The sequence below is a fragment of the Acinetobacter sp. WC-323 genome (assembly GCF_000314615.1).
Taxonomy (GTDB): domain Bacteria; phylum Pseudomonadota; class Gammaproteobacteria; order Pseudomonadales; family Moraxellaceae; genus Acinetobacter; species Acinetobacter courvalinii.
Window position 1 is genome coordinate 156,598 of sequence record NZ_AMZS01000058.1, and the last position, 24,639, is coordinate 181,236.

The following is a 24,639-nucleotide window of genomic DNA, read 5'->3' on the forward strand; positions in this document are numbered from 1 at the left end:
GTCATCATGCAACTGATTATTGAGATTATTATTTCATTCTTCGTGGTGTTTGGCGCCTTCTTTATGCTGGTCGGTTCGATCGGCATGATCCGCCTGCCAGACTTGTTTATGCGTCTCCATGCACCGACTAAATCTAGTACCTTAGGGCTTGGTAGCTTCCTGATTGCGGCAATGATTTTCTGGGCGACACAAGGCCGTTTCGGTTTTGCCGAGCTTTTGATTACCCTGTTTGCCTTTATCACTGCACCCGTATCCGCCAATTTGATGGCTCAGGCAGCCATCCACTTACGCTTACGCTCAACCAGTGGTGAGGTACCTGAAGCCTTAAATCGTCCGCTTCCTTGGCAACGCTACCGTCGCCATCCATTGAAGAAAGATTAACTCTTTTATTCCGAGCATAAAAAAAGCCACCCGAAGGTGGCTTTTTTTATATCTATTTACTTCTGTTCATCTTGCTCTTGTTCAGGCAGATCTTTAACCGCTTCAGCAATCAGACCAAACATATAGTTACCATAGGCATTGGTCTTGTCGTAATGGAAACGCAATCTTGGCGTAATCCGTGTCTTGATACGACGACTCAACTCATGACGCAGGAAACCCGATGCTTTATTCAAGACATCCAAGGTTTCTTTATTTGCAGCTTCACTTTGGTCATCGCCCAGTTCACGACCCATTACAGTGACATATACTTCAGCATATCCCATATCTGCACTGACTTTCACGGCTGAGATGGTCACCAGACCACCCAGACGTGGATCTTTAAGCTCCTGACGGATCAGCTCGGACAACTCACGCTGTACCGAATCCGCCATGCGCTTTAAGCGTTGGCTACCCGCCATTAAAGACTCCGTTTAATCAATTGAACATCATACACTTCGATCTTATCTTGTGCCTTGATGTCTTTATAGCCTTTGACTGCAAGACCACATTCCATACCAGCACGAACTTCTTCAACCACTTCTTTATAGCGACGAAGAGATTCAAGCTCGCCTTGGAACACAACCACGTCATCACGTAATACGCGAATTGGCTTGTTACGGTGTAACACACCCTCAAGAACCATACAGCCTGCTGCTGCACCAAACTTGCTTGAGTGGAACACTTCACGCACTTCAGCAACACCCAGGATTGTCTCACGGTGTTCAGGTGCAAGCTTACCGCTCATTGCAGCTTTTACATCATCAATCAATTGATAGATGATGCTGTAGTAACGAATATCGATACCATCTTGGTCAGCTTTTTGACGTGCTGTATTGTCGGCACGTACGTTGAAGCCTAACAATACTGCTTCTGAAGATTCAGCCAAAGTAACATCTGATTCGGTGATTGCACCAACACCAGAACCGATTACACGGACTTTCACTTCATCAGTTGCAAGTTCATCAAGTGCAACATGCAATGCTTCCAAAGTACCGCGTACGTCAGTTTTGAGTACCACGTTAACGGTTGGAACATCTTTCTTGCCCATTGACGCCATGATGTTTTCAAGACGCATCGAGCTTGCGCGCTCAAGACGTTTTTGACGTTCACGGTCTGCACGAGCATCAGCAACTTCACGTGCTTTCTTCTCGTCATTGACCACAAGAACTTCATCACCCGCCATTGGCGCTTCTGGTAAACCTAAGATTTCTACAGGAATTGATGGACCTGCAGACGTGATACGTTGACCATTTTCGTCTGACATGGCACGTACACGACCATACGATGAACCGGCCAATACCAGGTCACCAATGTTCAATGTACCGTTTTGTACCAGGATCGAGGTGACTGCACCACGGCCTTTATCAACACGTGCTTCAATTACAACACCTTGTGCCGCACCTTCAGCAGAAGCTTTAAGCTCCATCAATTCAGACTGGATCAGGATCAGGTCAAGTAAACCATCGATACCTTCACCAGAATGTGCAGACACTTTCGCAATTGGAACATCACCGCCCCACTCTTCAGGCACGATACCTTTGGTGGTCAATTCGTTTAATACGCGATCTGGATCAGCTGATTCTTTATCCATTTTGTTGATTGCAACGATGATCGGCGTACCCGCAGCACGCGCATGGTCAATCGCTTCAGCTGTTTGTGGCATGACACCATCATCAGCAGCAACAACAAGGACCACGATATCAGTTGCTTTCGCACCACGTGCACGCATAGAGGTAAACGCTGCGTGTCCTGGTGTATCTAGGAAAGTAATAATGCCTTTCTCAGTTTCAACATGGTAAGCACCAATATGCTGAGTAATACCACCCGCTTCGCCCGCTGCCACTTTAGAGCGACGGATACGATCCAGTAATGAGGTTTTACCATGGTCAACGTGACCCATGATCGTCACCACTGGCGGACGAGTGGTTTGCTCACCACGTGCTTCTTCAGCTGCAACCAGTAAGTTATCTTCTGCTTGTGTATCAGAAACTAATACTGGGTTGTGCCCCAATTCTTCAACCACAAGTACCGCAGTATCTTGATCAATGGCTTGGTTCTGAGTCACAAGCTCACCCATTTTCATAAGGGTCTTGATGACTTCACGAACTTTAACAGCCATTTTCTGTGCAAGATCAGCAACAATAATTTTCTCACCGATCTCGACATCATAAACCTGTTTCTTCACAGGCTTTTCAAAACCATGCTTGTTGGCTTGGCTGGTTTTCAAGCCGCGCTTGTGATGGCTCTTGCTGAAGCTTTGCTCAGACTGAGCATCGCCACCACGTCCGCCTTTCTTACCACCACGTGTATTTGCAGTCGCCCCACCGCGTTTGATTTCACGGTCTTCCTTGTTGAAGGAATCTTCATAGGCCTGACCAACAAGACCGGCAGCTAAAGGTGAATCATCAATTACACGAATGGTTGCAGTGGCATCATCATTTGAATATTTTGATGCCATCTGACGCATTTGCTCAAGCGTACGTTGCTGCGCTTCTTCAGCAGCTTTACGACGTACTGCTTCTTCAGTCGCTTTCAACTGAGCAGTTTGCTCTTCACGTGCTTTTTTCTGTTCTGGTGTTTCAGTCGGGCGAACCACTGGCGCTTTAATCACCTTGTCGCTATTACGCTTTTTCACCACAACCGCTGCTTTCGCAGTGTTTTGACCTGAGCTATCAGAAGTATGCGCTGCACGCATGGCTTCTAATGTTGCATTGGCTTTTTGTTCAGCGCTATGACGAGCTTTTTGATCTGCTTCATCACGTACTTTTTGTTCAGCACGGACTTTCGCATCTGCTTCTACACGCGCTTTTGCTTCAGCTGCAAGTAATTCTGGATTTGGCTTGGCAAAAACCTGTTTCTTGCGAACTTCAACATTAATGCTTTTTGCTTTACCAGAAGTACTGGTAACTTTAGCAGTACTCGTTGTTTTACGTTTCAACGCAATCTTTCCTGTGTTACCACTTTCCTGACCATGTACTTTTTTCAAGTGATTGACCAAAGTATCTTGCTGTTCAGTGGTAATAATGTCATCTGCTTTACGCTGTGGTAAGCCTGCTTCGCGAACCTGTTCCAGGAGTTTCTCTACAGGACGTTCTACGCTGAGTGCTAACTCTTGAATCGACTTGTCCGTCATCTATTATCTCCTAGTTAAACCATGATTCACGTGCTTTCATGATTAATTGACCCGCTTTGTCATGACCTAAACCTTCGATATCAGAAATATCGTCAGTTGCCTGGTCTGCCAAATCATCAACAGTAACCACACCACGCGCCGCCAATGCATATGCAATCTCGGTTGTCATACCTTCCATACCGAGAAGTTCTGCACTTGGCTCTTGAATATTTTCTTGCTGTTTCAATGCATCCGTCAAAGCAGCTTCTTTCGCACGACTCTGTAGCAATTCAACCAAATCAGCTTCAAGCTCGATTTCATCAAATGTTTCAGCCGGAACGTAAGCAATTTCTTCTAACGAAGTGAAGCCCATTTCGACCAATGCCATTGCCAGGTCTTCTTCAATATCAAGACGTGTAATAAACATGTCTAAATATTGCTGTGCTTCATTTTGCTGACGAGCACGATACTCTTCTTCTAACATCATGTCGAGTTTATAACCCGTCAATTCCGATGCTAAACGAACATTTTGCCCTTGCGAACCAATGGCACGCGCTAACTGATCATTGGTTGCGAAAATAATGTCCGCACTACGTGCATCTTCATCAAGGACAATACCGGATACGTCAGCTGGCTCTAACGCACTGGCGATATATTGTGCCGGATCATCAGACCACACCACCACATCAATACGCTCACCGTTCAACTCTTGCTGTACCGCCTGGATACGTGTACCACGCATACCAATACATGCACCTACTGGGTCAATACGATGGTCATTGGTTTTCACTGCAATTTTAGCACGAACACCCGGTTGACGCGCTGCTGCTTTAATTTCAATGATTTCTTCAGAAATTTCTGGAATTTCTTTCTTCATCAAGGCAATCAGCATTTCAGGGCGTGCGCGAGACAATAATAATTGTGCACCACGGCCTTCACGGTTGACGTTGTACAAAATCGCATTGATACGCTGTTTAGGGCGTAAAATTTCTTTGTGAATGGTTTCTTCACGCGCCAAGTAAGCTTCAGCGTTGTCACCCAGATCAATGATAAAGCCATCTTTGGTTTGCTTTTTCACTTCACCGTAAATCAACTCACCGACTTTAGATTCATATGCATCCGCAACCAATGCGCGCTCTGCTTCACGAATCTTCTGTACGATTACTTGCTTAGCGATTTGCGCAGCAATACGGCCAAACTCGATTGATTCAACTTCAAGTTCACGCACATCGCCGATTGACCACTTCGCAGGGTCTACATCAGAAATTGCGTCCTGGCATGCTGGCATTTCATGATCTTCATCCGCAACCACCGTCCATTGACGGAAAGTACGGTAATCACCAGTTTTACGATCAATCTCAACACGGAGTTGAGCTTCTTCAGAATGTGTGCCTTCGTAAAACTTTTTCTTCGTTGCCGCAACAAGTGCTTGCTCTAACGCTTGGAAGATCGCTTCACGACTCACACCTTTTTCATTACTAACCGTTTCTGCAACGGTAAGAATTTCGCGGCCCATAAGTCACCTACCGATTTCTTATAAAATTAAGTTAATATTAGTCTTGATAGATTAAATTTGCTTTATCAATATTATTACTATCAATTTCAAGCACATGATTACCTTCAACTTCAACCTGAATCAGTTCATTTTCCAAGTCTACAGCCAGTAATTTCGCCTGAAATTTGCGACGGTTCTCGACAGCAGCAATTAATCGTAAAGCCACTTGTTGCCCGATATAGGCAGGTAATTGATTAAGTTGGAAAAATGGACGATCCCAACCTGGTGATGACACTTCTAAAGCATACTCACCGGAAATTGGATCATGGACATCAAGCATTGCACCCACTTGTTGTGTTACCAGAACACAATCCTGAACGCCAATACCACGCCCGAGTTCAACTTCACCATCTTCATTGAGGACAGGTTCAGCACTCTCATCTACCGCTTTATCGATATAAATACGTAGTAAAGAACGCTTACCTTGTGGCAGGAATTCAATCCCCCACAGATCTACACCACACGCAGCTACAGCTGGCGCAATAAGATCATGCAATGCTTGTGATTTATTTGATAATTTCATGTACTCTCGTCGCTCTTATACGAGCCAATCAATCTTAACCGTATAGTGAAGCACGACTATTTGACCAATTGATGTCGAACAACTACACGATAGCTAAACAACCAATAAAAAAGGGCGTAAATCGCCCCTATGTTACACAGAAAAGCTTAGCCCACTGTGCAAAAAGGCCCACCTTATTGTGAGCCTCTTTTTAGAAACTTGGTAGCGGGAGCTGGATTTGAACCAACGACCTTCGGGTTATGAGCCCGACGAGCTACCAGACTGCTCCATCCCGCATCAACGTGCAAAAATTATATACAAATATGAAAAAAAGTCAATCTAAGTTTTCTTCATATCCGTCTGATTAAGTTGCACCTTAATCAAATGGTAGCGGGAGCTGGATTTGAACCAACGACCTTCGGGTTATGAGCCCGACGAGCTACCAGACTGCTCCATCCCGCATCAACACAAACACTGCATACACCGAACTTAACTGGTTATTAAGTTTGGTGCGGAAGGGGGGACTTGAACCCCCACGCCCGAAAGCACTACCACCTCAAGGTAGCGTGTCTACCAATTCCACCACCACCGCAGTTTGTGGGACGCATTCTATTCCTTTCAATACAAAAAGGAAAGTCCTAAATCGACTTATTCAGCCGTTTTAGGTGCATTTGATGAAGTTTCAGGCGATGTTGCCGGCGCAGAAGTTGTCGTTTGAACAGATTTCAAACTATAGGCATCTGTAGTTTGTTTCTTGGCAAACACAGCGAGTGTCAAACTGGTGACAAAAAACAGTGCAGTAAAAATCGCGGTCAGACGAGTTAAAAAGTTGCCTGCGCCTGACGCACCAAATACGGTTGCAGCACCGCCACCACCAAAGGATGCGCCTGCTTCTGCACCTTTACCTTGTTGTACCAGCACCAAAGCAATAATCAAAATTGCCAGAATGATGTGGACAACGAGTATAAAACTATACATCTCTCTTCCTCGTTATTTGCTTTGCGCAAATGCTTTTGCGATTTGGTAAAAAGATTGTGCATTTAAAGACGCACCGCCTACCAAAGCACCATTAATATCTGGACATGCCGCCAATTCAACCGCATTTTCAGCTTTTACACTACCACCGTACAAGATCGCAGTCGTGGCGCCAAATGCCGTAATCTGCTTTAAGCCTTCACGGATTTTTGCATGCATCGCCTGGGCATCTGCGGGTGACGCGGTTTTACCCGTCCCGATAGCCCAGATCGGTTCATACGCTACCACAATATTTTGCCATTGTTCAGCTTTTACCACCGCTGCAATGTCACAAATCTGTTGTAATACCACCTGCTCTGCTGCACCCTGCTCACGCTGTTCCAGAGTTTCACCGACGCAATAAATCACAGTTAAACCAGCGCTTAAGGCATTTTGCAGCTTGGCTTTTAATATTTCGACATTGTCACCGAATAACTCACGGCGCTCAGAATGTCCAATCAATACATATTCAATCTGACTGTCTTTTAACAGTTCCGCACTGACTTCACCTGTGTAGGCACCCGTGCCAGCTACACGCGAAAGATCCTGAGCCACGGTATATACGGCTCTGGCTGCATCTTTTAACTGAGCCTGAACCCCAGTCAGGGCAATGCTGGTTGGTGCGACACCAATATGGCATTGCTCAGCAGCAATATTGTCCTGCTGTAATAACTGCTTAAATTCTTCTATTAGTTGGAAAGCATTCGCATGCATTGGATTCATCTTCCAATTGCCAACAACCCAAGGGGTAATGGTCGAATTCGACATCCTTCGCCCGCCTACTGTTAATTTTCAAAAATGCTGCATATTTTACACGGATTTTTATAAAATTCAGTTTTTTTCTATTGTTTAGATCTAAATCAATTTAAAATTTATCTTCATCTCAGCCTGGTTATAGTTTACGCGCTAGTCGCTTGTTATATTTATTTAAAAACAACAGGCTGGTGGCGGGCAAAACTATCGGATCAGTTTAGAAATGAACGTATTAGATAAAATTAATTTGTAAAAAAACTCGATCAGTTCAAAGTTTAACGATGAACCAAGGCAAAAACGACACTTTAGCTAGTGGCATTTTTGCCTAACAAAAGTATAATTTTTAGGATACATATTATAAACATTTATTGTCATAAGGCGGACAGATGTCAGGATTACATACGTCTCCAAAGTTTTCGGGGTTTATTCGACGGTTAGTTGAAGACAGTCATCTGTCTGCAACAACCATGCAAACAGCGATTGATACAGCTAAAAAAGCACGTCAAGATATCGTTGCACATTTAATTGAACATCATCGTTTATCACCACTCACCATTGCTGAAACCATTGCAGCCGAGTTTGGTGAGCCGTTATTTGATCTGGCCGTGTACGATACCGCCCTGTTACCGCGTGATCTGGCCGACAACAAACTGATTCAGAAACATCGAGTCGCGCCCCTGCTGCAGCGAGGTCAGATTTTATACGTTGCGACCAGCAATCCAACCAATATCGAAGCACTGGACGCCATTCGCTTTAACACCAAGCTCAATATCGAACCGATCATTGTTGAGCACACCAAACTCGAAAAACTGATTGAACAGCAATTTGGTGATTCAGGCAGTTTCGATTTTGGCGATAGTGAAGATTTTGATCTGGATATTGATGTAACTCAGGATCCAGCCAAAGAAGAAGACGATACGCCACAAGGTGATGAGTCCCCGATTGTTAAATATATCAATAAATTATTAATCGATGCGATTCGTATGGGCGCATCCGATTTACATTTTGAACCCTATGAAAAGATGTATCGGGTGCGTTACCGCGTCGATGGGGTGCTGCGTCAAATTGCCACACCACCCTTACAAATGGCAACCCGTCTCGCCTCCCGTTTAAAAGTCATGTCGCAAATGGACATTTCTGAAAAACGAATGCCGCAAGATGGCCGTATTAAATTAAAACTGTCTAAAACCAAAGCCATCGACTTTCGTGTCAACTCACTGCCGACACTGTTTGGCGAGAAGCTGGTGCTGCGTATTCTTGATCCATCCAGTGCCATGCTCGGGATTGAAGCGCTGGGTTACGAGGACGAGCAAAAAGCCTTATTTATGGAAGCGCTGGATAAGCCTCAAGGCATGCTGCTGATTACCGGCCCAACTGGTTCCGGTAAAACCGTGTCTTTGTATACCGGTTTGAATATCCTCAATACTGAAGATACCAATATTTCTACTGCCGAAGATCCGGTCGAGATCAATCTGGAAGGCATTAATCAGGTCAACGTCAATCCTAAAACTGGTCTGACCTTCTCTGCTGCATTGAAAGCATTCTTACGTCAGGATCCGGACATCATCATGGTCGGTGAGATCCGGGATCTGGAAACCGCAGAAATTGCCATTAAAGCCGCCCAAACCGGTCATATGGTGATGTCGACACTGCATACCAACAGCGCCCCTGAAACCTTGACGCGTTTGCGCAATATGGGCGTGCCGTCCTTCAACATTGCCACTTCGGTCAATCTGGTGATTGCACAACGTCTGGCACGCCGCTTATGCTCGCAATGTAAGGCACCGATTGATATTCCAAAACAAAGCCTGTTAGAGCTTGGCTTTACTGAACAGGATATGGCCGATCCCGATTTCAAGATTTTTCAACCGGTGGGCTGTGCCGAATGTCGTGAAGGTTATAAAGGCCGTGTCGGCGTCTATGAAGTCATGAAAGTTACGCCAGAAATTTCCAGAATTATTATGGAAGACGGCAATGCCTTACAGATTGCAGCGGCATCCGAACAAGCAGGTTTTAATAATTTACGCCGTTCAGGTTTAAAAAAGGTGATGCAGGGAATTACCTCTTTGCAAGAAATTAACCGCGTGACAAGTGAATAAAATCAATAAAAAGGATTAATAATCATGGCAGCTAAAAAAGCGCAAATGATGCCAACTTTTGCTTATGAAGGGGTTGACCGGAAAGGGGCAAAAATTAAAGGGGAATTACCGGCACGTAATATGGCTTTGGCGAAAGTCACCTTACGTAAACAAGGGGTCACCATTAAGAATATTCGGGAAAAACGTAAGAATATTCTTGAAGGTTTAATGAAGAAAAAAGTGACCACACTGGATATCACGATTTTTACCCGCCAATTGGCCACCATGATGAAAGCAGGTGTACCCTTGGTACAGGGCTTTGAAATCGTGGCCGAAGGCTTGGAAAATCCCTCTATGCGCGAAGTGGTGTTGGGGATCAAGGGCGAAGTTGAAGGCGGTAATACCTTTGCCGGTGCCTTAAAAAAGTATCCGCAATATTTTGATAATCTGTTCTGCTCGCTGGTGGAGTCGGGTGAACAGTCGGGTGCACTGGAAACCATGTTAGACCGCGTTGCGATCTATAAAGAAAAAAGCGAGCTGCTCAAGCAGAAAATTAAAAAGGCCATGAAATACCCGGCTACGGTGATTGTGGTGGCTGTGATTGTGACCATTATTCTGATGGTGAAAGTGGTACCGGTATTCCAGGACCTGTTCAGTTCTTTTGGCGCAGACCTTCCGGCATTCACCAAAATGGTGGTGAACATGTCCAAGTGGATGCAAGAGTACTGGTTTATCCTGATTATCGTGATTGGTGCCATTATTGCTGCCTTTCTGGAAGCGAAAAAGCGCAGCAAGAAATTCCGCGATCTGCTCGATAAAATGGCTTTGAAAGCGCCTATTTTTGGCGATCTGGTATATAAAGCCATTATTGCGCGCTATAGCCGTACCTTGGCCACGACATTTGCCGCAGGTGTCCCACTGATTGATGCATTAGAATCAACGGCGGGTGCAACCAATAATGTGATTTACGAAGAAGCGGTTATGAAAATTCGCGAAGATGTTGCCACAGGTCAGCAACTACAATTCGCCATGCGTGTTTCGAACCGCTTCCCTTCAATGGCGATTCAAATGGTCGCGATTGGTGAAGAATCAGGTGCCTTAGACAGCATGCTGGATAAGGTTGCCACCCATTATGAAAATGAAGTCGACAATGCCGTAGATGGTTTAACCTCTATGATGGAACCGCTGATCATGGCTATACTGGGTATTTTAGTCGGTGGTCTGGTTGTTGCCATGTATCTACCAATCTTCCAAATGGGTTCTGTGGTCTAATTCGCATGCAACAAATGATTAATTATTTTATTGAAAACCCGACTGCACTGTATCTTGCGGTTGGGCTTTTAAGCTTATGTATCGGCAGCTTTTTAAATGTGGTTATCTTCCGCACACCCAAGATGATGGAACAAGAGTGGCAGCAGGAATGCCAGATGCTTCTGCATCCTGAACAGCCGATAATTGACCACAGTAAACTGACACTGAGTCAACCCGCTTCGACTTGTCCCAAGTGTGACACTCCTATTCGCTGGTACCAGAATATTCCTGTGATTAGCTGGTTAGCCCTGCGGGGTAAATGTGGCAGTTGCCACAATCCGATCAGTATCCGTTATCCGCTGATTGAACTATTGACCATGCTGTGTTCTCTGGTGGTCGTTGCGGTCTATGGCCCAACCCTACAAATGCTGTTCGGTTTAGTGCTGACCTGGGTTTTGATCACACTGACTTTTATTGATTTTGATACCCAATTGCTACCCGATCGCTTTACCCTCCCCCTAGCCGCCTTAGGTTTAGGAATTAACAGTTATGCCATTTATACCTCGGCCAGTCTGGCAATCTGGGGTTATATCATTGGTTTTTTATGTCTCTGGATCGTGTATTACATTTTCAAATTAATCACAGGTAAAGAAGGCATGGGCTATGGTGACTTTAAACTGTTAGCCGCCTTAGGTGCATGGATGGGGCCAATGCTGCTGCCTTTAATTGTGCTACTCTCTTCAATGGTCGGTGCGATTATTGGTATTATTTTGATGAAAATGCGTGGTGAAAATCAGCCATTTGCATTTGGTCCTTATATTGCAATTGCAGGCTGGATCGCCTTTTTATGGGGTGATCAAATCATGAAAGTTTATTTAGGTGGTTAATATGGGTTTTATCTTGGGGATTACGGGCGGTATTGGTAGTGGGAAATCAGCTGCGACCCAATGGTTTGAATCTCAAGGTATTAGCGTAGTCGATGCCGACATTGTGGCCAGAGAAGTGGTTGAGCCAGGCCAGCCTGCATTACAGGCAATACAGCAAGCCTTTGGCGACTGGGTCTTATTGGAAGACGGCAATTTAGATCGCAGAGCACTACGTGAGCATATTTTCCAGTTTCCGGCAGCCCGTCAAACGCTGGAAAAAATTACCCACCCCGCCATTCGCCAGTCCATTATCCAGCAATTACAACAGGCCGAAAGTCCTTATGTAATTTTGGTTTCACCCTTACTTTTTGAAACTAACCAGCATCAACTTACACACCATACCTTACTGGTGGATGCTGATGAACAAACCCAGCTACAACGGGCCAGTCAGCGTGATGGACAAAGCGAAGAACAGATCCGTAAAATCATTGCGGCACAAATGCCCCGTGCGCAAAAACAACAGCTAGCCAATGATATTGTCGTCAATGATGGTTTATTGGAACATCTGCATCAACAACTGAAACCATTGCACTTGAGTTATTTACAACGCGCAGAACACGCTTTCTAACCTTGTTTCTGCCGGGCCAATTGCTCAGCCAGACTATCTTTACTCAACCAGCGCCATGGCTGCAATGCACCGATTCCCATCCCGATCAGGCCACATACAATCGCGGCATTCAACGGCTCATTCAGTAAAGGCACAGCAATAAGCGCAGCAATGAAGGGGGCCAAGGTGACAATACTGCCTGTTTTAAATGCCCCTAATCGCTCAATGGCTGCCACATAAGTCAGGGTTGCCACAATAACCACCAGCACACCATAAAAAAGCCCCTGAATCAATAAATGTGCAGGCGTTGCTTCATGAAAATGCTTGGGAATAAATAGAAGATAAATAGGGAGATAGATAATTGCAGACCAGATCACCACACCTGCGGTTGCGTGCCAGGCTGAGAGCTTCCACTGTTTCAGCAAAACCGTGAAAATCCCCCACCAGATTGCACTGACAAATAGAAGTAGATCCCCAATGCCTAATCCTGAGGCTTGATCATGCAGCATCAAATAGCTCATCAACAGCAATGCACTCATCATGATGATCAGACTGGTCCAAGTATGCTTATCAAAAGGCTGTCTAAACAAGACATAGGCAGCGACGGCGGTACACAGCGGAATACAGCCATTCAGGAAAATGGCTGCATGGGCAGCAGGTGCATGTAAAAAGGCGCTATACACCGTAAGGCAATACACCAGTCCGCCAATCAGCGCCAAAATCACGGGTCGCGGATTCCATAAAAAAGCGAGATCTTTTTTATAGATTAAAACTGGCAATAAAATCAGGGAAGCTATGGCAAAACGCATAGCCACCAGATCCCAGACACTGACATGCCAGTGTGCGTTGAGGCGGGAAAAAATGGTAAATCCGCCCCAGATACACATGGTGATCAGGACAAAGAAATAGCCTTGCGTACGAGCAGTCATCTGGGCTTACATAGAACAATATGAGCTTAAATTATACACCACGTTGACGGCAGGCTTCATACAGTGCCATACCTGTTGCCACGCTGACGTTTAAACTTTGCAGGTCACCCGACATCGGGATATACACGGTATGATCACATTGTGACTGGGTAATCGGTCTTAAACCGGTATCTTCAGCACCCATCACGATCACGACAGGACCGTTAAAATCACATTGATGAATCGGTAATGCTTTTTCATCCAGCATGGTCCCAATTACACGGGTATGCGTGCTGTCTTTCAGATGTGCCAAGGTTCTTGCCAGATTGGTCACTTGAATAAACTTAACTTTCTCGGCCCCACCCGCGGCAACCTTACGTGCTGTCGGTGTCAGGCTAGCTGAACGGTCACGCGGTACAATCACCGCCTGCACCCCCATCGCTGCCGCGGTACGGATACACGCGCCAAGATTGTGCGGGTCAGTCACCTGATCAAGCGCCAGTAACAACGCATCTGGTGACTGCTGCATGAGTTCATCCAGATCTTTTTCATTCAAGGTCGGATGTGGGCGTACCGCAGCAACCACCCCTTGATGGAAAGGTAAACCTGCCAGTTTTTCCAGACTGTCACGACTGGCTTTCTGGATGCTGATCCCGAAAGGTTCGGCCAGTTGCAAGATCTTTTGCAAACGCTGGTCATCTCGACCTTTTAATGTAAATAAAGTCAAAACGCGTTCAGGCTCTAACTCCAACAATGACTCCACCGAATGAACGCCATAATAATATTCAGGTTTTGCCATGAACGACCTCGTTTAGCACGTCCTCTTTTATATAAAAAAGAGTGTTAGGAATATTGAAAAATAAGAATCCTGCAAAGTGACTTTACAGGTGAGGAGCGATTATAGCTCCGCAAGAGTACCTAATAAAAAAATCCTGCAAAATGACTTTACAGGATTTCTATTGGCTCTAGTGTACTCGATTTAGAAAGGAATAGGTTAGCCTTCTAAATGACAGACATAATCGAGTACATCGTCTGCTTCAATCAGGAAGGTACTATTGCCAGGGACATAGAATGATTGCCCTGCACGGAATAATTCACTTTCTGTACTATCTGCGATTTTTACACGACATTCGCCAGAAATAATTTCCATACGCTCTGGCACGTGTGTTTCAAAAGTTAAAGGCTGTTCAGTGGGTAAAATTACACCTAAAGTCTTTTTTGTACCATCTTCAAATTGTACGGTGTGGCTAATACATGCCCCGCCAAAATACACATTCGATTTCTTAATGACCGTTACATGATCAAACTGCACTGAACTCATGCGTACTCTCCAAATAATGCCGCATTTATATTAGGTTATGCTGGACGTAGTTTAATTGTGCCGTGACAACTAATCAATCCATTTTCTGGGCTAAACATAGCAATTTTCATACCTGAGCGAGGAAAAGCAAAGTGAAACTTTGCCCGAGCGCAAGACGAGTAGCTCTGCTACGAATGGCTAGGATTAACAAAGCATGAGAAGCATCGCTTCGTAAGGTCCGAGCGCAAGTCGAGCAGCTATGCTGTGAGTGGCGAGGAAAGCAAAGTAAAACTTTGCCTGAGCGCAAGACCTTGCGCCATATATGGCTCATATGCTGTGAGTGAAGGGGAAATAAAGCAACGCTTTGTCTGGAAATAAGACGAGCAGCTAAGCTACAAGTGGCGAGGAACAGCAAACATTAATAATATTTACCTAAGCACAAGTCCTTGCACCATATATGACTCATATACGGTACATAGCGTCGGACAAACAAATTGGATCTACTCAACGCAAAACCTGAGCTCCCCCACTATAAATGTTGAAGAAAAAGCCAAGAGGTCAAACACATCACAAAATAACCCTTTATCCGCACAGTAAATCAGGAAATTCCACCATTCAACTCTTGTAGCAACTTTAAAACTTCTCTATCTTTAAGCAAAAGATTCTGTGCATTGGATGCGTTTATGCTCACCCATTTAACTTTAATTAATTTTGCACTCGCCGACCACTTGGCTTTAGATATTGAACAAGGCTTCAATGTATTGACCGGTGAAACTGGCGCGGGCAAATCATTATTGTTAGATGCGCTATCTGCATGTCTGGGTGAACGTACCGATACCAACTATGTCCGCTATGGCGCTGACAAAGCCGATGTGACTGCCGTATTTAGTTATCAGGCGGATAGTGCCGAAGCACAATGGCTCGCCGAACATGAACTGGATGATGATTCAGGTGAAATCCATTTAAGACGTGTGATTTTTGCCACAGGCCGTAGCAAGGCCTGGATCAATGGTCGTCCCAGCAGTTTAGCTGAGCTCAAGGAAATCGGCCGTTTACTGGTACAACTCTATAGCCAGCACAGTCAACAACAGTTATTAGAGCCACCTTATCCGAAACGCTGGCTAGACCGTTATCACAATTTTGCTGAACCCTCGAATGCCGTTCGTGAAGCCTATAGTACCTGGCAAAAGAATATCCGCCAGCATCAAGCAGCGTTGGATGCACAGGCAACACGCATTCAGAAAATACAAAATCTCGAGTCCCAGATTGAAGAACTCGAAGACGTGGTTCAAACCGATTATCGGGACATTGAACAGGAGTTTGATCGTCTCAGTCACCATGAACATATCATGCAGGACTGTAGCTATAGCCTGAATGTCTTAGATGAAGCGGAACAGAATATTACCCAGGAAGTGGCATCGATCATCCGTCGCCTGGAGTCTCATGCAGGCCGGAGTGAGCAGCTCGCCAATATCTATAACGCTTTGTTGAATGCCCAAAGTGAAATCGATGATGCTACGGCAAGCCTGCGTCAATTTATTGACCGTCAAAGCTTTGATCCGGAGCGGATGGAACAACTGAATGCGACGTTGGAGGTATTCCATCGTTTGGCCCGCAAGCATCGCACCCAGCCCGAATTACTGAAACAGGAATATGAAAGCTGGCAGCACGAATTAGAACAGCTACACCAACTGGAAGACCCAGAAACGCTGGCGGAGCAGGTTGAAGTCTCCTATCAGGACTTTATGCAAAAAGCACAGCATTTAGATGACATTCGTCGTGCAGCAGCGATTCCATTAGCGAAACAGCTCACCGAACAAGTCAAACCCTTGGCACTGCCTGAAGCGCATTTTGAATTTAAGTTTGAACCCTTAGAGCCTGCCAATGCAGAAGGACTCAGCTTTATCCAGCTGCTATTTACGGCCAATAAAGGCATTCCACCTCAACCACTGGCACGCGTAGCTTCCGGGGGCGAGTTATCACGTATTGCCCTGGTCATGCAAGTCATGAATGCAGAAAAAACAGATGCTGAAGTGCTGGTATTTGATGAAATTGATGTCGGAATCAGTGGTGGGACGGCTGAAGTGGTGGGACGCTTACTGGCGGATCTCGCCCAGCACGTCCAATTATTATGTATCACTCATCAGGCTCAGGTTGCAGCACAGTCAGACCAACATCTGCTGGTGAAGAAACAACAAACCGATCCGGCCAGCAGTACCATTATCGAACTGAGCGAAGAGCAACGTATTTTAGAGTTGGCGCGCATGTCGGGCGGCGTTGAAATTAGTGAGACCACTTTGCAACATGCCAGACAGTTACGACAGCTAAAATTTCAGTCGGCCTGAGCCAAGGCATAAAATATGAGAAAATAATTGGCGAAATCCGATTAACTCTTGTATGTTGATAAAAAGAACCTATATAGATAGATCAGCACCATACATTGAGGGAGAACCGCCTAGGTGACGAAACAATATCTAACTCACCGTTGTCTCATCGCCCCACCTGACATGGCCGATGACTTCTTTGCCAATACGGTCATTTACGTGGCTCGCCATGACGAAGATGGCGCTCAAGGTATTATCATCAATCGCCCTTCTGAATTACAGATTAAAGAATTGCTCAATGATTTAGAAATTGATGCCGATAATGTGCATCCGCATGCGGTATTGCAGGGTGGCCCATTACGCCCAGAAGCAGGTTTTGTGTTACATACCGGTCAACCGACATGGCATTCGTCGATTGCGGTGGGCGAAAACGTCTGCATTACCACCAGTAAGGATATTCTGGACGCCATCGCGCATAATGAAGGGGTGGGTCGCTATCAGATTGCCCTGGGTTATGCCAGCTGGAGCAAAAACCAGCTTGAAGAAGAAATTACCCGCGGTGACTGGCTGATCTGTGAGTCGGATATGGATCTGATTTTCAATCTGCCTTACGGCGATCGCTGGGATGCGGCCTACAAGAAAATTGGGGTAGATCGCACCTGGTTTGCATCCGAGATTGGTCATGCCTGATATGCAAACAGCTCTATCCATTATGGCCTTTGATTTTGGTACGCAGAAAATGGGGATGGCGATTGGACAATCCACGATTGAAAGTAGCAATCCCCTGCCCTTATTTGCCATGAAAGATGGTATTCCAGACTGGGATAAACTGTTAAAAATCGTCAAGGAATGGCAACCGACCTTATTTTTGGTGGGCTTACCGCTGAATATGGATGACTCTGAATCTGAACTATCGGCACGTGCACGGAAATTCGCCCGTCGTTTACGCCATCAAACCAATATTCAGACCTGGATGGTAGATGAGCGTCTGACCACGCGTGAAGCCAGAGAAGAACTCGAATCTTATCAGAGCAAAGGTCAGGCCAAGCGTTTATCTGCGGATAGCTTTGCCGCTGCATTATTAATTCAAAGCTGGTATCGCGATCCTGCCGGGATTACCCCTTAGCAAAAACCATCTTTTTATCATTAAGCGGCGTTCCATGCCGCTTTTTGTTGTCTCATTCTTGAATGAATTAGAGCACTTGGGAACCGCATGGATTATTTTTCAATAATTCTTACGGTCGCGGTACGTCCAGACACGAAGGCCAATGGATTATGCGGCTGCTCATCCAGTACAATTTTAACCGGTACGCGCTGCGCCAGACGCACCCAACTGAAGGTTGGATTCACATTCGCCAATAAATTTGAACTGCCAGAACGCTCACGGTCTTCAATCCCTGAAGCAATCCCCTGCACATGACCACGAATCTGTTGACGATCACCCATCAGTTGTACAGTTGCAGCATCACCGACATGAATACGGTTGAGTTTGGTTTCTTCAAAATAACCGACTACATAAAGTTGCTGACGGTCTAACAATGCCGCCACGGCTTGCCCAACCTTGACATAGTTACCGACACGTAAATCAAAGTTCGATAAGGTACCATCCGCTGGTGCAACCACTTCAGAACGATGCAAATTCAACTGGGCCAAATGCAGCGTGCTATTGGCCACCTCAATCAGGGCCTGTTGTTGCTGGATCGCAGCATTGGCTTGTTCAATATTGGCAGTCAGTTGCTCTTTCTCTGCAATCGCTTGATCACGTGTCGCAAAGACTTGATCCTGTTCTTGCTTGGAAATGGCACCATCCATCAAGCTGGCATAACGCGCAGCATTTTTCTCCGCCAGTTTCATATTGGCTTCAGTTTTGACCAGACTGGCTTTGGCTCCTGCCAGATTGGCATGTGCCTGCGCCAAACCGGCTTTGGCTTTGGCTAAATCCGATTTGGCCTGTTCCACATCCAGCGCCTGACGTGCCACATCAATTTTAAATAGCACCTGGCCTTTTTTCACGCTCTGGTTGTCCTGTACCAGCACTTCGGTGACCAACCCATTGACATCGGAGGCCACCTGAATCACATCACCACGAATACGGCCATCCCGTGTCCACGGTGCAGCATTGTAGTAATTCCATAAATGCACCACCGTATATACTGCGATCAGGACCGCCACAAGTAATACAATTGGACGGATGACTTTTCTCACATCAAATGCATTCATGTTCATTACCTTTACCATTTATGTTTAAATCATTAAATTTCATAGATGCGTTATTCAAAACACTTAAGCCCAGAACCATACAAATAACCCGTGCACCAGCAGCAACAGTCCCAAGTAAAAGCACAAATTAAAAATACTCGGCAGTGCAATCCAGCCTTTACTGATCAGCCGATCAAGCCATGGACCTGCAAGCTTAAACAACACATAGGCAATAATGGCCTGTACCAAAAGAATCGGAATATAAATGCCATAAAGATTAAGTTCACCCATGAGATATACCTAAGCCATACATGTCTGAATAGCGCTGTTCTGTGGAAATATGACCAATGCTTTCGCAAATATTATTCAGCGAAATCAGTAGTCGTTGACGTAATTGAACATCTTCAATCTGTGGAGCAATATGCTGCAAACGCGCGATTTGCTGTACGATCTCTGCTGGAAAATGATGAATCGACAGTTGCTTCTCTTGGGCCTGAAAATACGCGGTCAGTTGTTGCTGTAACAGATTCACTTCTTGTTGCAGTTCGGCCAGTTGCGGCAATTTCTGGCTAATTTCCTGTAAACGGACCAGATCCACAATCGAGCTACTTTCCACCAAAGCATTTTGAATCGCTGTTTTAATTTCTGGATTTTGTACCATCTTGGTATTCAATACACCGACACGATCCAGCATGCTGCGTAAATGAATCTTGAAGTCACTGCCATAAGACAGATGTAATGCCTGTCGCATGGCCTGATAATGCAAGGCCAGAATCCGTGTCGCACTGGTATCTGGAGAAACCGCACGTACCAGATCAATCACAATCAGCGACACCATCACCCCCAGAACCATGGCAAAGGAACTGTCCAGATAAGACACGGCATCCATGGTGTACTGATTATGCAAGTTCAAACCCATCATGGTGTTAATGCCCAGTACCATACCGATTGGCATCAGCATCTGGTTTGCCATCATGGTCACAGCCACCAGAAACACCGGAAACAATACCAGCGCCAACTGCCAGAAGTGAGTGACGTGCGGGAAGATACCAAAGGCGTATAAAAATACGAGTCCTGCCGAAACGATACTGCCCCAGATAAAGATGCGTAGTACTGGCACCGGATTATCCAGAGCGGTCAAGATACAGGCCGTGATGGCACCCATTTGCGCCATCATGAAACCCGCTTTCCAGCCTGATAAAATCCAGGCACCGGTAACAATAAACGTGATCAGCACGGCACTAATACCACCGCGAATCGCAATACCATGATCGCGGTGCAAACTCGGATACTTGGTAGTGATCGAGGTAATTTCAGCGGGTATGTCTTTTTTACCCTGCTGGATCTGTTGCCAGATCAGTTTTACCGCCAGCATATTGGCAATAAAATGACGCACATCCATTTTCAAGGCTGCCAGTACAATTTGCTGTTCAGGCGTTGCAATCGACATCAACTCAGCAAAGTCCTGTTCAAAACTATCAGGCAATGTTTGTAAATCTGCTGGTGTTAAACTCCGTTCCTGTTTCAGAAAGGTCAAGGTATCCTGACGAAGCCGATCTAAATGTGGGGTCAGACTGGTCAATTGCATTTGCCCGAGCTGTTTCACCCGTTGCGACAAAGCCACCAGATTCGCTACCACCAAAGACACCTGATGCAGCATTTCCTGTAAGGGTTTGGTCATGCCATTGAGCTCACCTTTTTCATAAGCCAGATGCACGGCCAAGGCATGAATATCGGAAGCATCGCGGGTAATGACCGATAAAACCTGAGTATAGTTTTCTGGTTCTTTCTGCGCGGTAATCAAACGCTCAAAGGTATTTTCCAGATCATTCAGGGTTTTATTGACCCGCTGCTTGATCATGGCCCCGACATGGACCGGGAAAAAGGTGGCTGAGACCACGGCAGTGGCCACCACCCCAATAGAAATTTCCAGCACGCGAGCCATGGCAATATCAAAAATATTATAGGTATCGATATAAGTAATCGCGTTATACACAATCATTGCCGTGGAATACCCCGCCAGCATGAACACATAACTGCGCGGCGTGCGGTCAAGTAACGACACATACAAGGCAAAACCGACCCACAAAGACAGGATAATGGTGAATAGCCACGGCGTATTAATAAAATGCGGTGTCAGCAATAAGGCAATGATTGCCCCCGCAACGGTTCCCACTAAACGGTACACACATTTGGAAGACACCATCCCTGAATAAGGATTGGCAATAATCAGCACGGTACCAATCGACCACATCGGATTGATCAGGTCCAGTTCAAACGAGATAAACAATGCCAGCATACCTGCTACAAATGTTTTGCACGCAAAGATGATGTCGAGTCGACTCGGTCTAAAAGCCAACAACTGTTTAAATAGCATGAACATGTCTCAATTCAGAGTCAGTTTGATCCTCATCACATCGATAAATAGGTGACGACTTGTCCAGACTGATCTGAAGAATTCAAATCAGGGCAATTGATAGGAATAAAACTGGATATTGGGAGTGATATACAATGCTTGCGTCTGGGATTTTTAGAGAGATTTCCCTAAAAATAATTATCCAAATAAGACATTGTGCTGCTAATTTTTTCAAAACAAAGCGAATTAGTCAATATAAATTATCACTATTTGATAATTTTTAATTTTAATCTAAAATAATTACGTTAATATTTCAGAATTTTCTCAACAACGGCCTCTATTTCCTGATCGAAGCTGAGCAAATTTAAAATCCCATACCCCACTTAAGCCTTTTCTGTTATAAAGCAATAAAAGTTCGGTTTTCACGTTATTTGGCAAGGAGTAGACAACGCATCATGGCAATTTCGAGTTTTGGTAAAATTCTCACCGTGCTGGATTTATTTTCAGTTTCACGTCCGATTATCAATGTCGATATCATTTGTGATGAGCTTGGTCTCTCCAAACCCACTGCCTATCGTTATTTAAAAGAGCTGGTCTCGGCCGATATTCTCAAGCGCATTAGTGGTACCTCGGGTGACTATACCCTTGGTTCTAAAATTGCGGTACTTGACTATATTTCGCATAGCACTGATCCTCTGGTTCAGATCAGCATTCCGTTTATGCGCGATATTGTGGAACGCACCGAATTATGTTGTTTACTCACCTATTTAAATCATGATTACTGTATCGATCTGCATCATGAGACCTTTAAGGATGCAGAATTACTGTCTTTTGGCCGAGGTTGTCCACGTCCGGTGTATATTGGCGCTTCACCTAAAATCGTGATCGCTCATTTATCCAAGCAACGAATTCAGGCCTATTATCAGCAGTTTTCAAAAGAATTGGCACAAGTCGGATTTGCGCAGACCCAGGAAGAGTTCATTCAACATATGCGCAAAATCAAGAAACAAGGCTTCTATTTATCTCAAGGTGAAATTGATCCTCAACTGTGTAGTTTGTCGGTACCTATCCGTTTCTCCAGTAAAGAAGCACCGATTGCACTGACCCTGGTAGCTTCAAAGAACCGTTTTGACTTCATCAACATCCAAAAGCTGATTGAAATTTTGCAGAATAATGCCCATCAGATTGAACATAAATTTGTAAGCTTGCCTGAGAGCCCAGGCCAGCCAGTTTGAGAATATTAAAAAACTTTTACATTTTACACGGTTGTAAATAGCAATAAATTCTCATATGATGATTATGTTCTTCAGCATACTCTCCCAAAAGAGCATGACTTTCCTCAGAGAACTAAGCTCATCGTTGTTATGGGCTTTTTTCTTGCCTGAGGTATGTTTATGCCATAAAAAAAGCCTTCTTGTTCGAAGGCTTTTACAATTAAAAGTATATTAACATATGATTTTTTGAATCAGCTTGGCTTCTACCAACATCGTCTCAGTCTGATCAGCTGCAATAGATATCAAGTGCTTTCCATTTGAATAAAGAACTGTACCCTCAGTATCCAAGCTATAACTCAACACACCTCGTTTAAGTACTTTTTGCTCTCCTGTGCTTGAATACAGGACTAGCTCCCAACTACGTGGAATAATGCCGGCAAATTTCTCTCCAGCATTTTGATTTTGCTGCACTGCCTTTTGTGCCTTAATCAAATTTCCTTCCACAAACAGTTCTTCTTCTGATTTTTGTCTCGATTTCGCAGGGTTACTACCTGAGGTTGACTTCAAGGATTCACCTGTATAGCGCTGGGTAAAGAAATCCAACCAACCAAATACTGCCCGAATAATTTTAAATGGCGCAAATACAATATCTTTTAAAGAGTTGCCACGATAGTGTTGATTCTTATAAGGTCGCTTTAAAAAATGTAACTGTCCCTTCGCATCTATTTTCGGTTTGTAGCAATCATAACGAGGGTCGGCAATAATCGTTTCCAGATCACCTGTTTTCAGATTCAAACGACACACTTCCCGAGGCCCGATACTGACACTTCCTTGTTGATCATAGGCAAAACCACAACTATCGTAATAAATAATGTCTGGATTTTGTGGATCAAAACATGGATGCTGATCCTGACAATCACCTTCTGTAACATATTGAATCCGATTAGAATCTAAACCTAAAATACAAAGATGACGTTCATAGGCATGCTCTGGACTAGCTGATAAAACTAGCCTTTTATTCTGCGCATCGTAATCCATGTGGTGAATAATAAATTCATTATTTCTTAACACTAATGCTTCGGGTTGCTGTAGATCCAAGAGTGATTTGATGTAAATCGCACAGCCATCCTGCAATTGTGCAGCATAAATTAAATGCTGCTCATCTATTAAAACCGCATCAACAGGATAAACATGCGCCAACTCCTCTTGCTCGCTATAATTCGCGACACCCATGAATTGCGCCCCCGTTCCCGAGGTTTTCCATTGCTTGCGCTGCTTGATTTCTTGCAAATTTTTCTTGTACTGACTGACCGCATGACAATCAATCGTGTGTGATTTTTGGCCTTACAATTGATGTAAGAATTGGTCAGATAAATATAATACTGATGACATTGATGTATTCCCAACTTATCGTTTTAAGCACTCACGCTTGTCCAATCAAGTATCGTGAGTGCAGTTATTCTCTAATTTTTTTTAAATTTGCGCCGGCTAGGTGGACTTAGCTTCTAAGGCTGTTTTAAATACGGCCACGCAGCTTTCATGTAAATAAACATCGACCATAAGGTTAAGATGACAGCAGCATAGAGCAAGGCATAGGCCCAGATCTCCAAAGGTTTCCAGTTCAACAGGAATACGCTAATCGCAATCATTTGAAAGGCGGTTTTGTATTTTCCGACCGTTGAAACCGCAACACTGGTACGCGCACCAAGTTCCGCCATCCATTCACGTAAGGCAGATACGGTAATCTCCCGCGAAATAATCACGATCGCCGCAAAGGCCATGGAAATGGTTGGTTGCCATTGCACTAGAACGATCAGGGCCGCTGCAACCATTAACTTGTCTGCAACCGGATCCAGAAAGCGTCCAAAGGCCGAGGTCTGATTCAGGGTTCGTGCCAGATAGCCATCAAACCAGTCGGTTATAGCTGCCAGAACAAAGATCGCTGTCAGTACCATATGACGCACCATACCCCCATGATGCTCAGCAATTCCAATTGCTGGTGGCCAGTAAGCAATCACCAGAAACACGGGAATCAGGGCAATACGTGCCAAGGTTAAGATATTAGGAATGTTCAGGATTTGCCCTGTGCTCATAAACACCGCCATGTTGTTCGCATCAAATGCAGTTTGCACAAAGGATGTGCTGAGATTGTATTCATGTGTAGGCAACTTTATACGAAA

22 protein-coding genes, 3 tRNA genes and 1 pseudogene are annotated in these 24,639 nt (G+C 44.9%); 9 read left to right on the plus strand and 17 right to left on the minus strand.

Features of this window, described 5'->3' with window-relative positions; genetic code table 11:
• The first annotated feature begins 6 nt into the window (after nucleotides 1-6).
• On the plus strand, nucleotides 7-381 hold the full coding sequence (locus ACINWC323_RS05000) for a Na+/H+ antiporter subunit G (RefSeq protein WP_005226454.1): 375 nt from the start codon (nucleotides 7-9) through the stop codon (nucleotides 379-381).
• A 56-nt stretch (nucleotides 382-437) separates the two neighbouring features.
• Here the strand turns inward: ACINWC323_RS05000 and ACINWC323_RS04995 are convergent, their stop codons facing one another.
• The 9 genes from ACINWC323_RS04995 to tpiA form a co-directional block, all read right to left on the minus strand.
• Nucleotides 438-839 carry a ribosome-binding factor A gene (locus ACINWC323_RS04995; protein WP_004774100.1) on the minus strand — a complete coding sequence of 134 codons (402 nt, stop codon included), beginning with the start codon at nucleotides 837-839 and terminating at the stop codon, nucleotides 438-440.
• Entirely contained in the window at nucleotides 839-3,553 is a 2,715-nt protein-coding gene (infB, locus tag ACINWC323_RS04990; RefSeq protein ID WP_005226452.1) for a translation initiation factor IF-2, read from the minus strand. Before infB ends, ACINWC323_RS04995 begins: the two co-directional genes overlap by 1 nt.
• A gap of 10 nt (nucleotides 3,554-3,563) precedes the next feature.
• The gene (nusA, locus tag ACINWC323_RS04985; protein WP_004774096.1) at nucleotides 3,564-5,048 is read right to left on the minus strand and encodes a transcription termination factor NusA; all 1,485 of its coding nucleotides are present in this window, start codon (nucleotides 5,046-5,048) and stop codon (nucleotides 3,564-3,566) included.
• Nucleotides 5,049-5,085: 37 nt separating this feature from the next.
• Nucleotides 5,086-5,610: a ribosome maturation factor RimP gene (rimP, locus tag ACINWC323_RS04980; RefSeq protein ID WP_005280873.1), complete on the minus strand. Its 525-nt coding sequence runs from the start codon at nucleotides 5,608-5,610 to the stop codon at nucleotides 5,086-5,088.
• A 199-nt stretch (nucleotides 5,611-5,809) separates the two neighbouring features.
• Nucleotides 5,810-5,886 (minus strand) — tRNA-Met (locus ACINWC323_RS04975).
• An 88-nt stretch (nucleotides 5,887-5,974) separates the two neighbouring features.
• Nucleotides 5,975-6,051 (minus strand) — tRNA-Met (locus tag ACINWC323_RS04970).
• 45 nt (nucleotides 6,052-6,096) lie between these two features.
• A tRNA-Leu gene (locus ACINWC323_RS04965) sits at nucleotides 6,097-6,181 on the minus strand.
• Between the two features lie 56 nt (nucleotides 6,182-6,237).
• Entirely contained in the window at nucleotides 6,238-6,567 is a 330-nt protein-coding gene (secG, locus tag ACINWC323_RS04960; RefSeq protein WP_005226447.1) for a preprotein translocase subunit SecG, read from the minus strand.
• Nucleotides 6,568-6,579: 12 nt separating this feature from the next.
• Nucleotides 6,580-7,371: a triose-phosphate isomerase gene (gene tpiA, locus ACINWC323_RS04955; protein WP_032881639.1), complete on the minus strand. Its 792-nt coding sequence runs from the start codon at nucleotides 7,369-7,371 to the stop codon at nucleotides 6,580-6,582.
• Nucleotides 7,372-7,742: 371 nt separating this feature from the next.
• Between tpiA and pilB the strand changes: the two genes are divergently transcribed.
• The 4 genes from pilB to coaE are packed head-to-tail and all read left to right on the plus strand — an operon-like array spanning nucleotide 7,743 to nucleotide 12,179.
• Nucleotides 7,743-9,455, plus strand: coding sequence for a type IV-A pilus assembly ATPase PilB (gene pilB / locus ACINWC323_RS04950; protein ID WP_032875426.1), 1,713 nt, complete (start codon nucleotides 7,743-7,745; stop codon nucleotides 9,453-9,455).
• A gap of 24 nt (nucleotides 9,456-9,479) precedes the next feature.
• The gene (locus ACINWC323_RS04945) at nucleotides 9,480-10,706 is read left to right on the plus strand and encodes a type II secretion system F family protein (protein WP_004774089.1); all 1,227 of its coding nucleotides are present in this window, start codon (nucleotides 9,480-9,482) and stop codon (nucleotides 10,704-10,706) included.
• A 5-nt stretch (nucleotides 10,707-10,711) separates the two neighbouring features.
• Complete coding sequence (locus ACINWC323_RS20485) at nucleotides 10,712-11,572, plus strand: prepilin peptidase (protein ID WP_009514346.1); 861 nt, start codon at nucleotides 10,712-10,714, stop codon at nucleotides 11,570-11,572.
• Nucleotide 11,573: 1 nt separating this feature from the next.
• Complete coding sequence (gene coaE / locus ACINWC323_RS04935) at nucleotides 11,574-12,179, plus strand: dephospho-CoA kinase (protein WP_009514338.1); 606 nt, start codon at nucleotides 11,574-11,576, stop codon at nucleotides 12,177-12,179.
• Here coaE and ACINWC323_RS04930 read toward each other — a convergent pair.
• The 3 genes from ACINWC323_RS04930 to ppnP form a co-directional block, all read right to left on the minus strand.
• Nucleotides 12,176-13,087 carry a DMT family transporter gene (locus tag ACINWC323_RS04930; protein ID WP_009514172.1) on the minus strand — a complete coding sequence of 304 codons (912 nt, stop codon included), beginning with the start codon at nucleotides 13,085-13,087 and terminating at the stop codon, nucleotides 12,176-12,178. The two genes, coaE and ACINWC323_RS04930, sit on opposite strands and share 4 nt — an antisense overlap.
• Nucleotides 13,088-13,118: 31 nt before the next feature.
• The gene (gene rlmB / locus ACINWC323_RS04925; RefSeq protein WP_032881640.1) at nucleotides 13,119-13,865 is read right to left on the minus strand and encodes a 23S rRNA (guanosine(2251)-2'-O)-methyltransferase RlmB; all 747 of its coding nucleotides are present in this window, start codon (nucleotides 13,863-13,865) and stop codon (nucleotides 13,119-13,121) included.
• Between the two features lie 195 nt (nucleotides 13,866-14,060).
• Nucleotides 14,061-14,387, minus strand: a complete 327-nt coding sequence (ppnP, locus tag ACINWC323_RS04920) for a pyrimidine/purine nucleoside phosphorylase (protein ID WP_004774082.1) — start codon at nucleotides 14,385-14,387, stop codon at nucleotides 14,061-14,063.
• Nucleotides 14,388-15,049: 662 nt separating this feature from the next.
• On the opposite strand from ppnP, the gene recN reads away from it, so the two are divergent.
• The 3 genes from recN (at nucleotide 15,050) to ruvX (ending at nucleotide 17,816) form a co-directional block, all read left to right on the plus strand.
• Entirely contained in the window at nucleotides 15,050-16,711 is a 1,662-nt protein-coding gene (gene recN, locus ACINWC323_RS04915) for a DNA repair protein RecN (RefSeq protein ID WP_009514194.1), read from the plus strand.
• A 114-nt stretch (nucleotides 16,712-16,825) separates the two neighbouring features.
• Nucleotides 16,826-17,380: a YqgE/AlgH family protein gene (locus ACINWC323_RS04910; protein ID WP_004774079.1), complete on the plus strand. Its 555-nt coding sequence runs from the start codon at nucleotides 16,826-16,828 to the stop codon at nucleotides 17,378-17,380.
• Entirely contained in the window at nucleotides 17,373-17,816 is a 444-nt protein-coding gene (gene ruvX, locus ACINWC323_RS04905) for a Holliday junction resolvase RuvX (RefSeq protein ID WP_032881641.1), read from the plus strand. Before ACINWC323_RS04910 ends, ruvX begins: the two co-directional genes overlap by 8 nt.
• Nucleotides 17,817-17,908: 92 nt before the next feature.
• Here the strand turns inward: ruvX and ACINWC323_RS04900 are convergent, their stop codons facing one another.
• The 3 genes from ACINWC323_RS04900 to ACINWC323_RS04890 form a co-directional block, all read right to left on the minus strand.
• Nucleotides 17,909-18,910, minus strand: coding sequence for an HlyD family secretion protein (locus ACINWC323_RS04900; protein ID WP_005280899.1), 1,002 nt, complete (start codon nucleotides 18,908-18,910; stop codon nucleotides 17,909-17,911).
• A gap of 63 nt (nucleotides 18,911-18,973) precedes the next feature.
• Nucleotides 18,974-19,180: a DUF1656 domain-containing protein gene (locus ACINWC323_RS04895; RefSeq protein WP_005226435.1), complete on the minus strand. Its 207-nt coding sequence runs from the start codon at nucleotides 19,178-19,180 to the stop codon at nucleotides 18,974-18,976.
• Nucleotides 19,173-21,266 (minus strand): FUSC family protein, encoded by a 2,094-nt coding sequence (locus tag ACINWC323_RS04890; RefSeq protein WP_009514326.1) that lies wholly within the window; start codon nucleotides 21,264-21,266, stop codon nucleotides 19,173-19,175. Before ACINWC323_RS04890 ends, ACINWC323_RS04895 begins: the two co-directional genes overlap by 8 nt.
• 434 nt (nucleotides 21,267-21,700) lie before the next feature.
• On the opposite strand from ACINWC323_RS04890, the gene ACINWC323_RS04885 reads away from it, so the two are divergent.
• Entirely contained in the window at nucleotides 21,701-22,480 is a 780-nt protein-coding gene (locus ACINWC323_RS04885; protein ID WP_009514182.1) for an IclR family transcriptional regulator, read from the plus strand.
• 210 nt (nucleotides 22,481-22,690) lie between these two features.
• On the opposite strand, the pseudogene ACINWC323_RS04880 reads toward ACINWC323_RS04885, so the two are convergent.
• Together ACINWC323_RS04880 and pgsA are read right to left on the minus strand one after the other, a co-directional pair.
• A pseudogene (locus ACINWC323_RS04880) lies at nucleotides 22,691-23,851 on the minus strand (hypothetical protein).
• A 113-nt stretch (nucleotides 23,852-23,964) separates the two neighbouring features.
• Nucleotides 23,965-24,552: a CDP-diacylglycerol--glycerol-3-phosphate 3-phosphatidyltransferase gene (gene pgsA / locus ACINWC323_RS04875; protein WP_104021904.1), complete on the minus strand. Its 588-nt coding sequence runs from the start codon at nucleotides 24,550-24,552 to the stop codon at nucleotides 23,965-23,967.
• Nucleotides 24,553-24,639 lie beyond the last annotated feature (87 nt).

What these genes read in the sequence shown, in the direction of transcription:
- ACINWC323_RS05000 (WP_005226454.1), top strand. Translation starts at nt 7, where the DNA reads ATGCAACTGATTATTGAGATTATTATTTCATTCTTCGTGGTGTTTGGC.
- ACINWC323_RS04995 (WP_004774100.1), bottom strand. Translation starts at nt 839, where the DNA reads ATGGCGGGTAGCCAACGCTTAAAGCGCATGGCGGATTCGGTACAGCGT.
- infB (WP_005226452.1), bottom strand. Translation starts at nt 3,553, where the DNA reads ATGACGGACAAGTCGATTCAAGAGTTAGCACTCAGCGTAGAACGTCCT.
- nusA (WP_004774096.1), bottom strand. Translation starts at nt 5,048, where the DNA reads ATGGGCCGCGAAATTCTTACCGTTGCAGAAACGGTTAGTAATGAAAAA.
- rimP (WP_005280873.1), bottom strand. Translation starts at nt 5,610, where the DNA reads ATGAAATTATCAAATAAATCACAAGCATTGCATGATCTTATTGCGCCA.
- secG (WP_005226447.1), bottom strand. Translation starts at nt 6,567, where the DNA reads ATGTATAGTTTTATACTCGTTGTCCACATCATTCTGGCAATTTTGATT.
- tpiA (WP_032881639.1), bottom strand. Translation starts at nt 7,371, where the DNA reads ATGTCGAATTCGACCATTACCCCTTGGGTTGTTGGCAATTGGAAGATG.
- pilB (WP_032875426.1), top strand. Translation starts at nt 7,743, where the DNA reads ATGTCAGGATTACATACGTCTCCAAAGTTTTCGGGGTTTATTCGACGG.
- ACINWC323_RS04945 (WP_004774089.1), top strand. Translation starts at nt 9,480, where the DNA reads ATGGCAGCTAAAAAAGCGCAAATGATGCCAACTTTTGCTTATGAAGGG.
- ACINWC323_RS20485 (WP_009514346.1), top strand. Translation starts at nt 10,712, where the DNA reads ATGCAACAAATGATTAATTATTTTATTGAAAACCCGACTGCACTGTAT.
- coaE (WP_009514338.1), top strand. Translation starts at nt 11,574, where the DNA reads ATGGGTTTTATCTTGGGGATTACGGGCGGTATTGGTAGTGGGAAATCA.
- ACINWC323_RS04930 (WP_009514172.1), bottom strand. Translation starts at nt 13,087, where the DNA reads ATGACTGCTCGTACGCAAGGCTATTTCTTTGTCCTGATCACCATGTGT.
- rlmB (WP_032881640.1), bottom strand. Translation starts at nt 13,865, where the DNA reads ATGGCAAAACCTGAATATTATTATGGCGTTCATTCGGTGGAGTCATTG.
- ppnP (WP_004774082.1), bottom strand. Translation starts at nt 14,387, where the DNA reads ATGAGTTCAGTGCAGTTTGATCATGTAACGGTCATTAAGAAATCGAAT.
- recN (WP_009514194.1), top strand. Translation starts at nt 15,050, where the DNA reads ATGCTCACCCATTTAACTTTAATTAATTTTGCACTCGCCGACCACTTG.
- ruvX (WP_032881641.1), top strand. Translation starts at nt 17,373, where the DNA reads ATGCCTGATATGCAAACAGCTCTATCCATTATGGCCTTTGATTTTGGT.
- ACINWC323_RS04900 (WP_005280899.1), bottom strand. Translation starts at nt 18,910, where the DNA reads ATGAATGCATTTGATGTGAGAAAAGTCATCCGTCCAATTGTATTACTT.
- ACINWC323_RS04895 (WP_005226435.1), bottom strand. Translation starts at nt 19,180, where the DNA reads ATGGGTGAACTTAATCTTTATGGCATTTATATTCCGATTCTTTTGGTA.
- ACINWC323_RS04890 (WP_009514326.1), bottom strand. Translation starts at nt 21,266, where the DNA reads ATGCTATTTAAACAGTTGTTGGCTTTTAGACCGAGTCGACTCGACATC.
- ACINWC323_RS04885 (WP_009514182.1), top strand. Translation starts at nt 21,701, where the DNA reads ATGGCAATTTCGAGTTTTGGTAAAATTCTCACCGTGCTGGATTTATTT.
- pgsA (WP_104021904.1), bottom strand. Translation starts at nt 24,552, where the DNA reads ATGAGCACAGGGCAAATCCTGAACATTCCTAATATCTTAACCTTGGCA.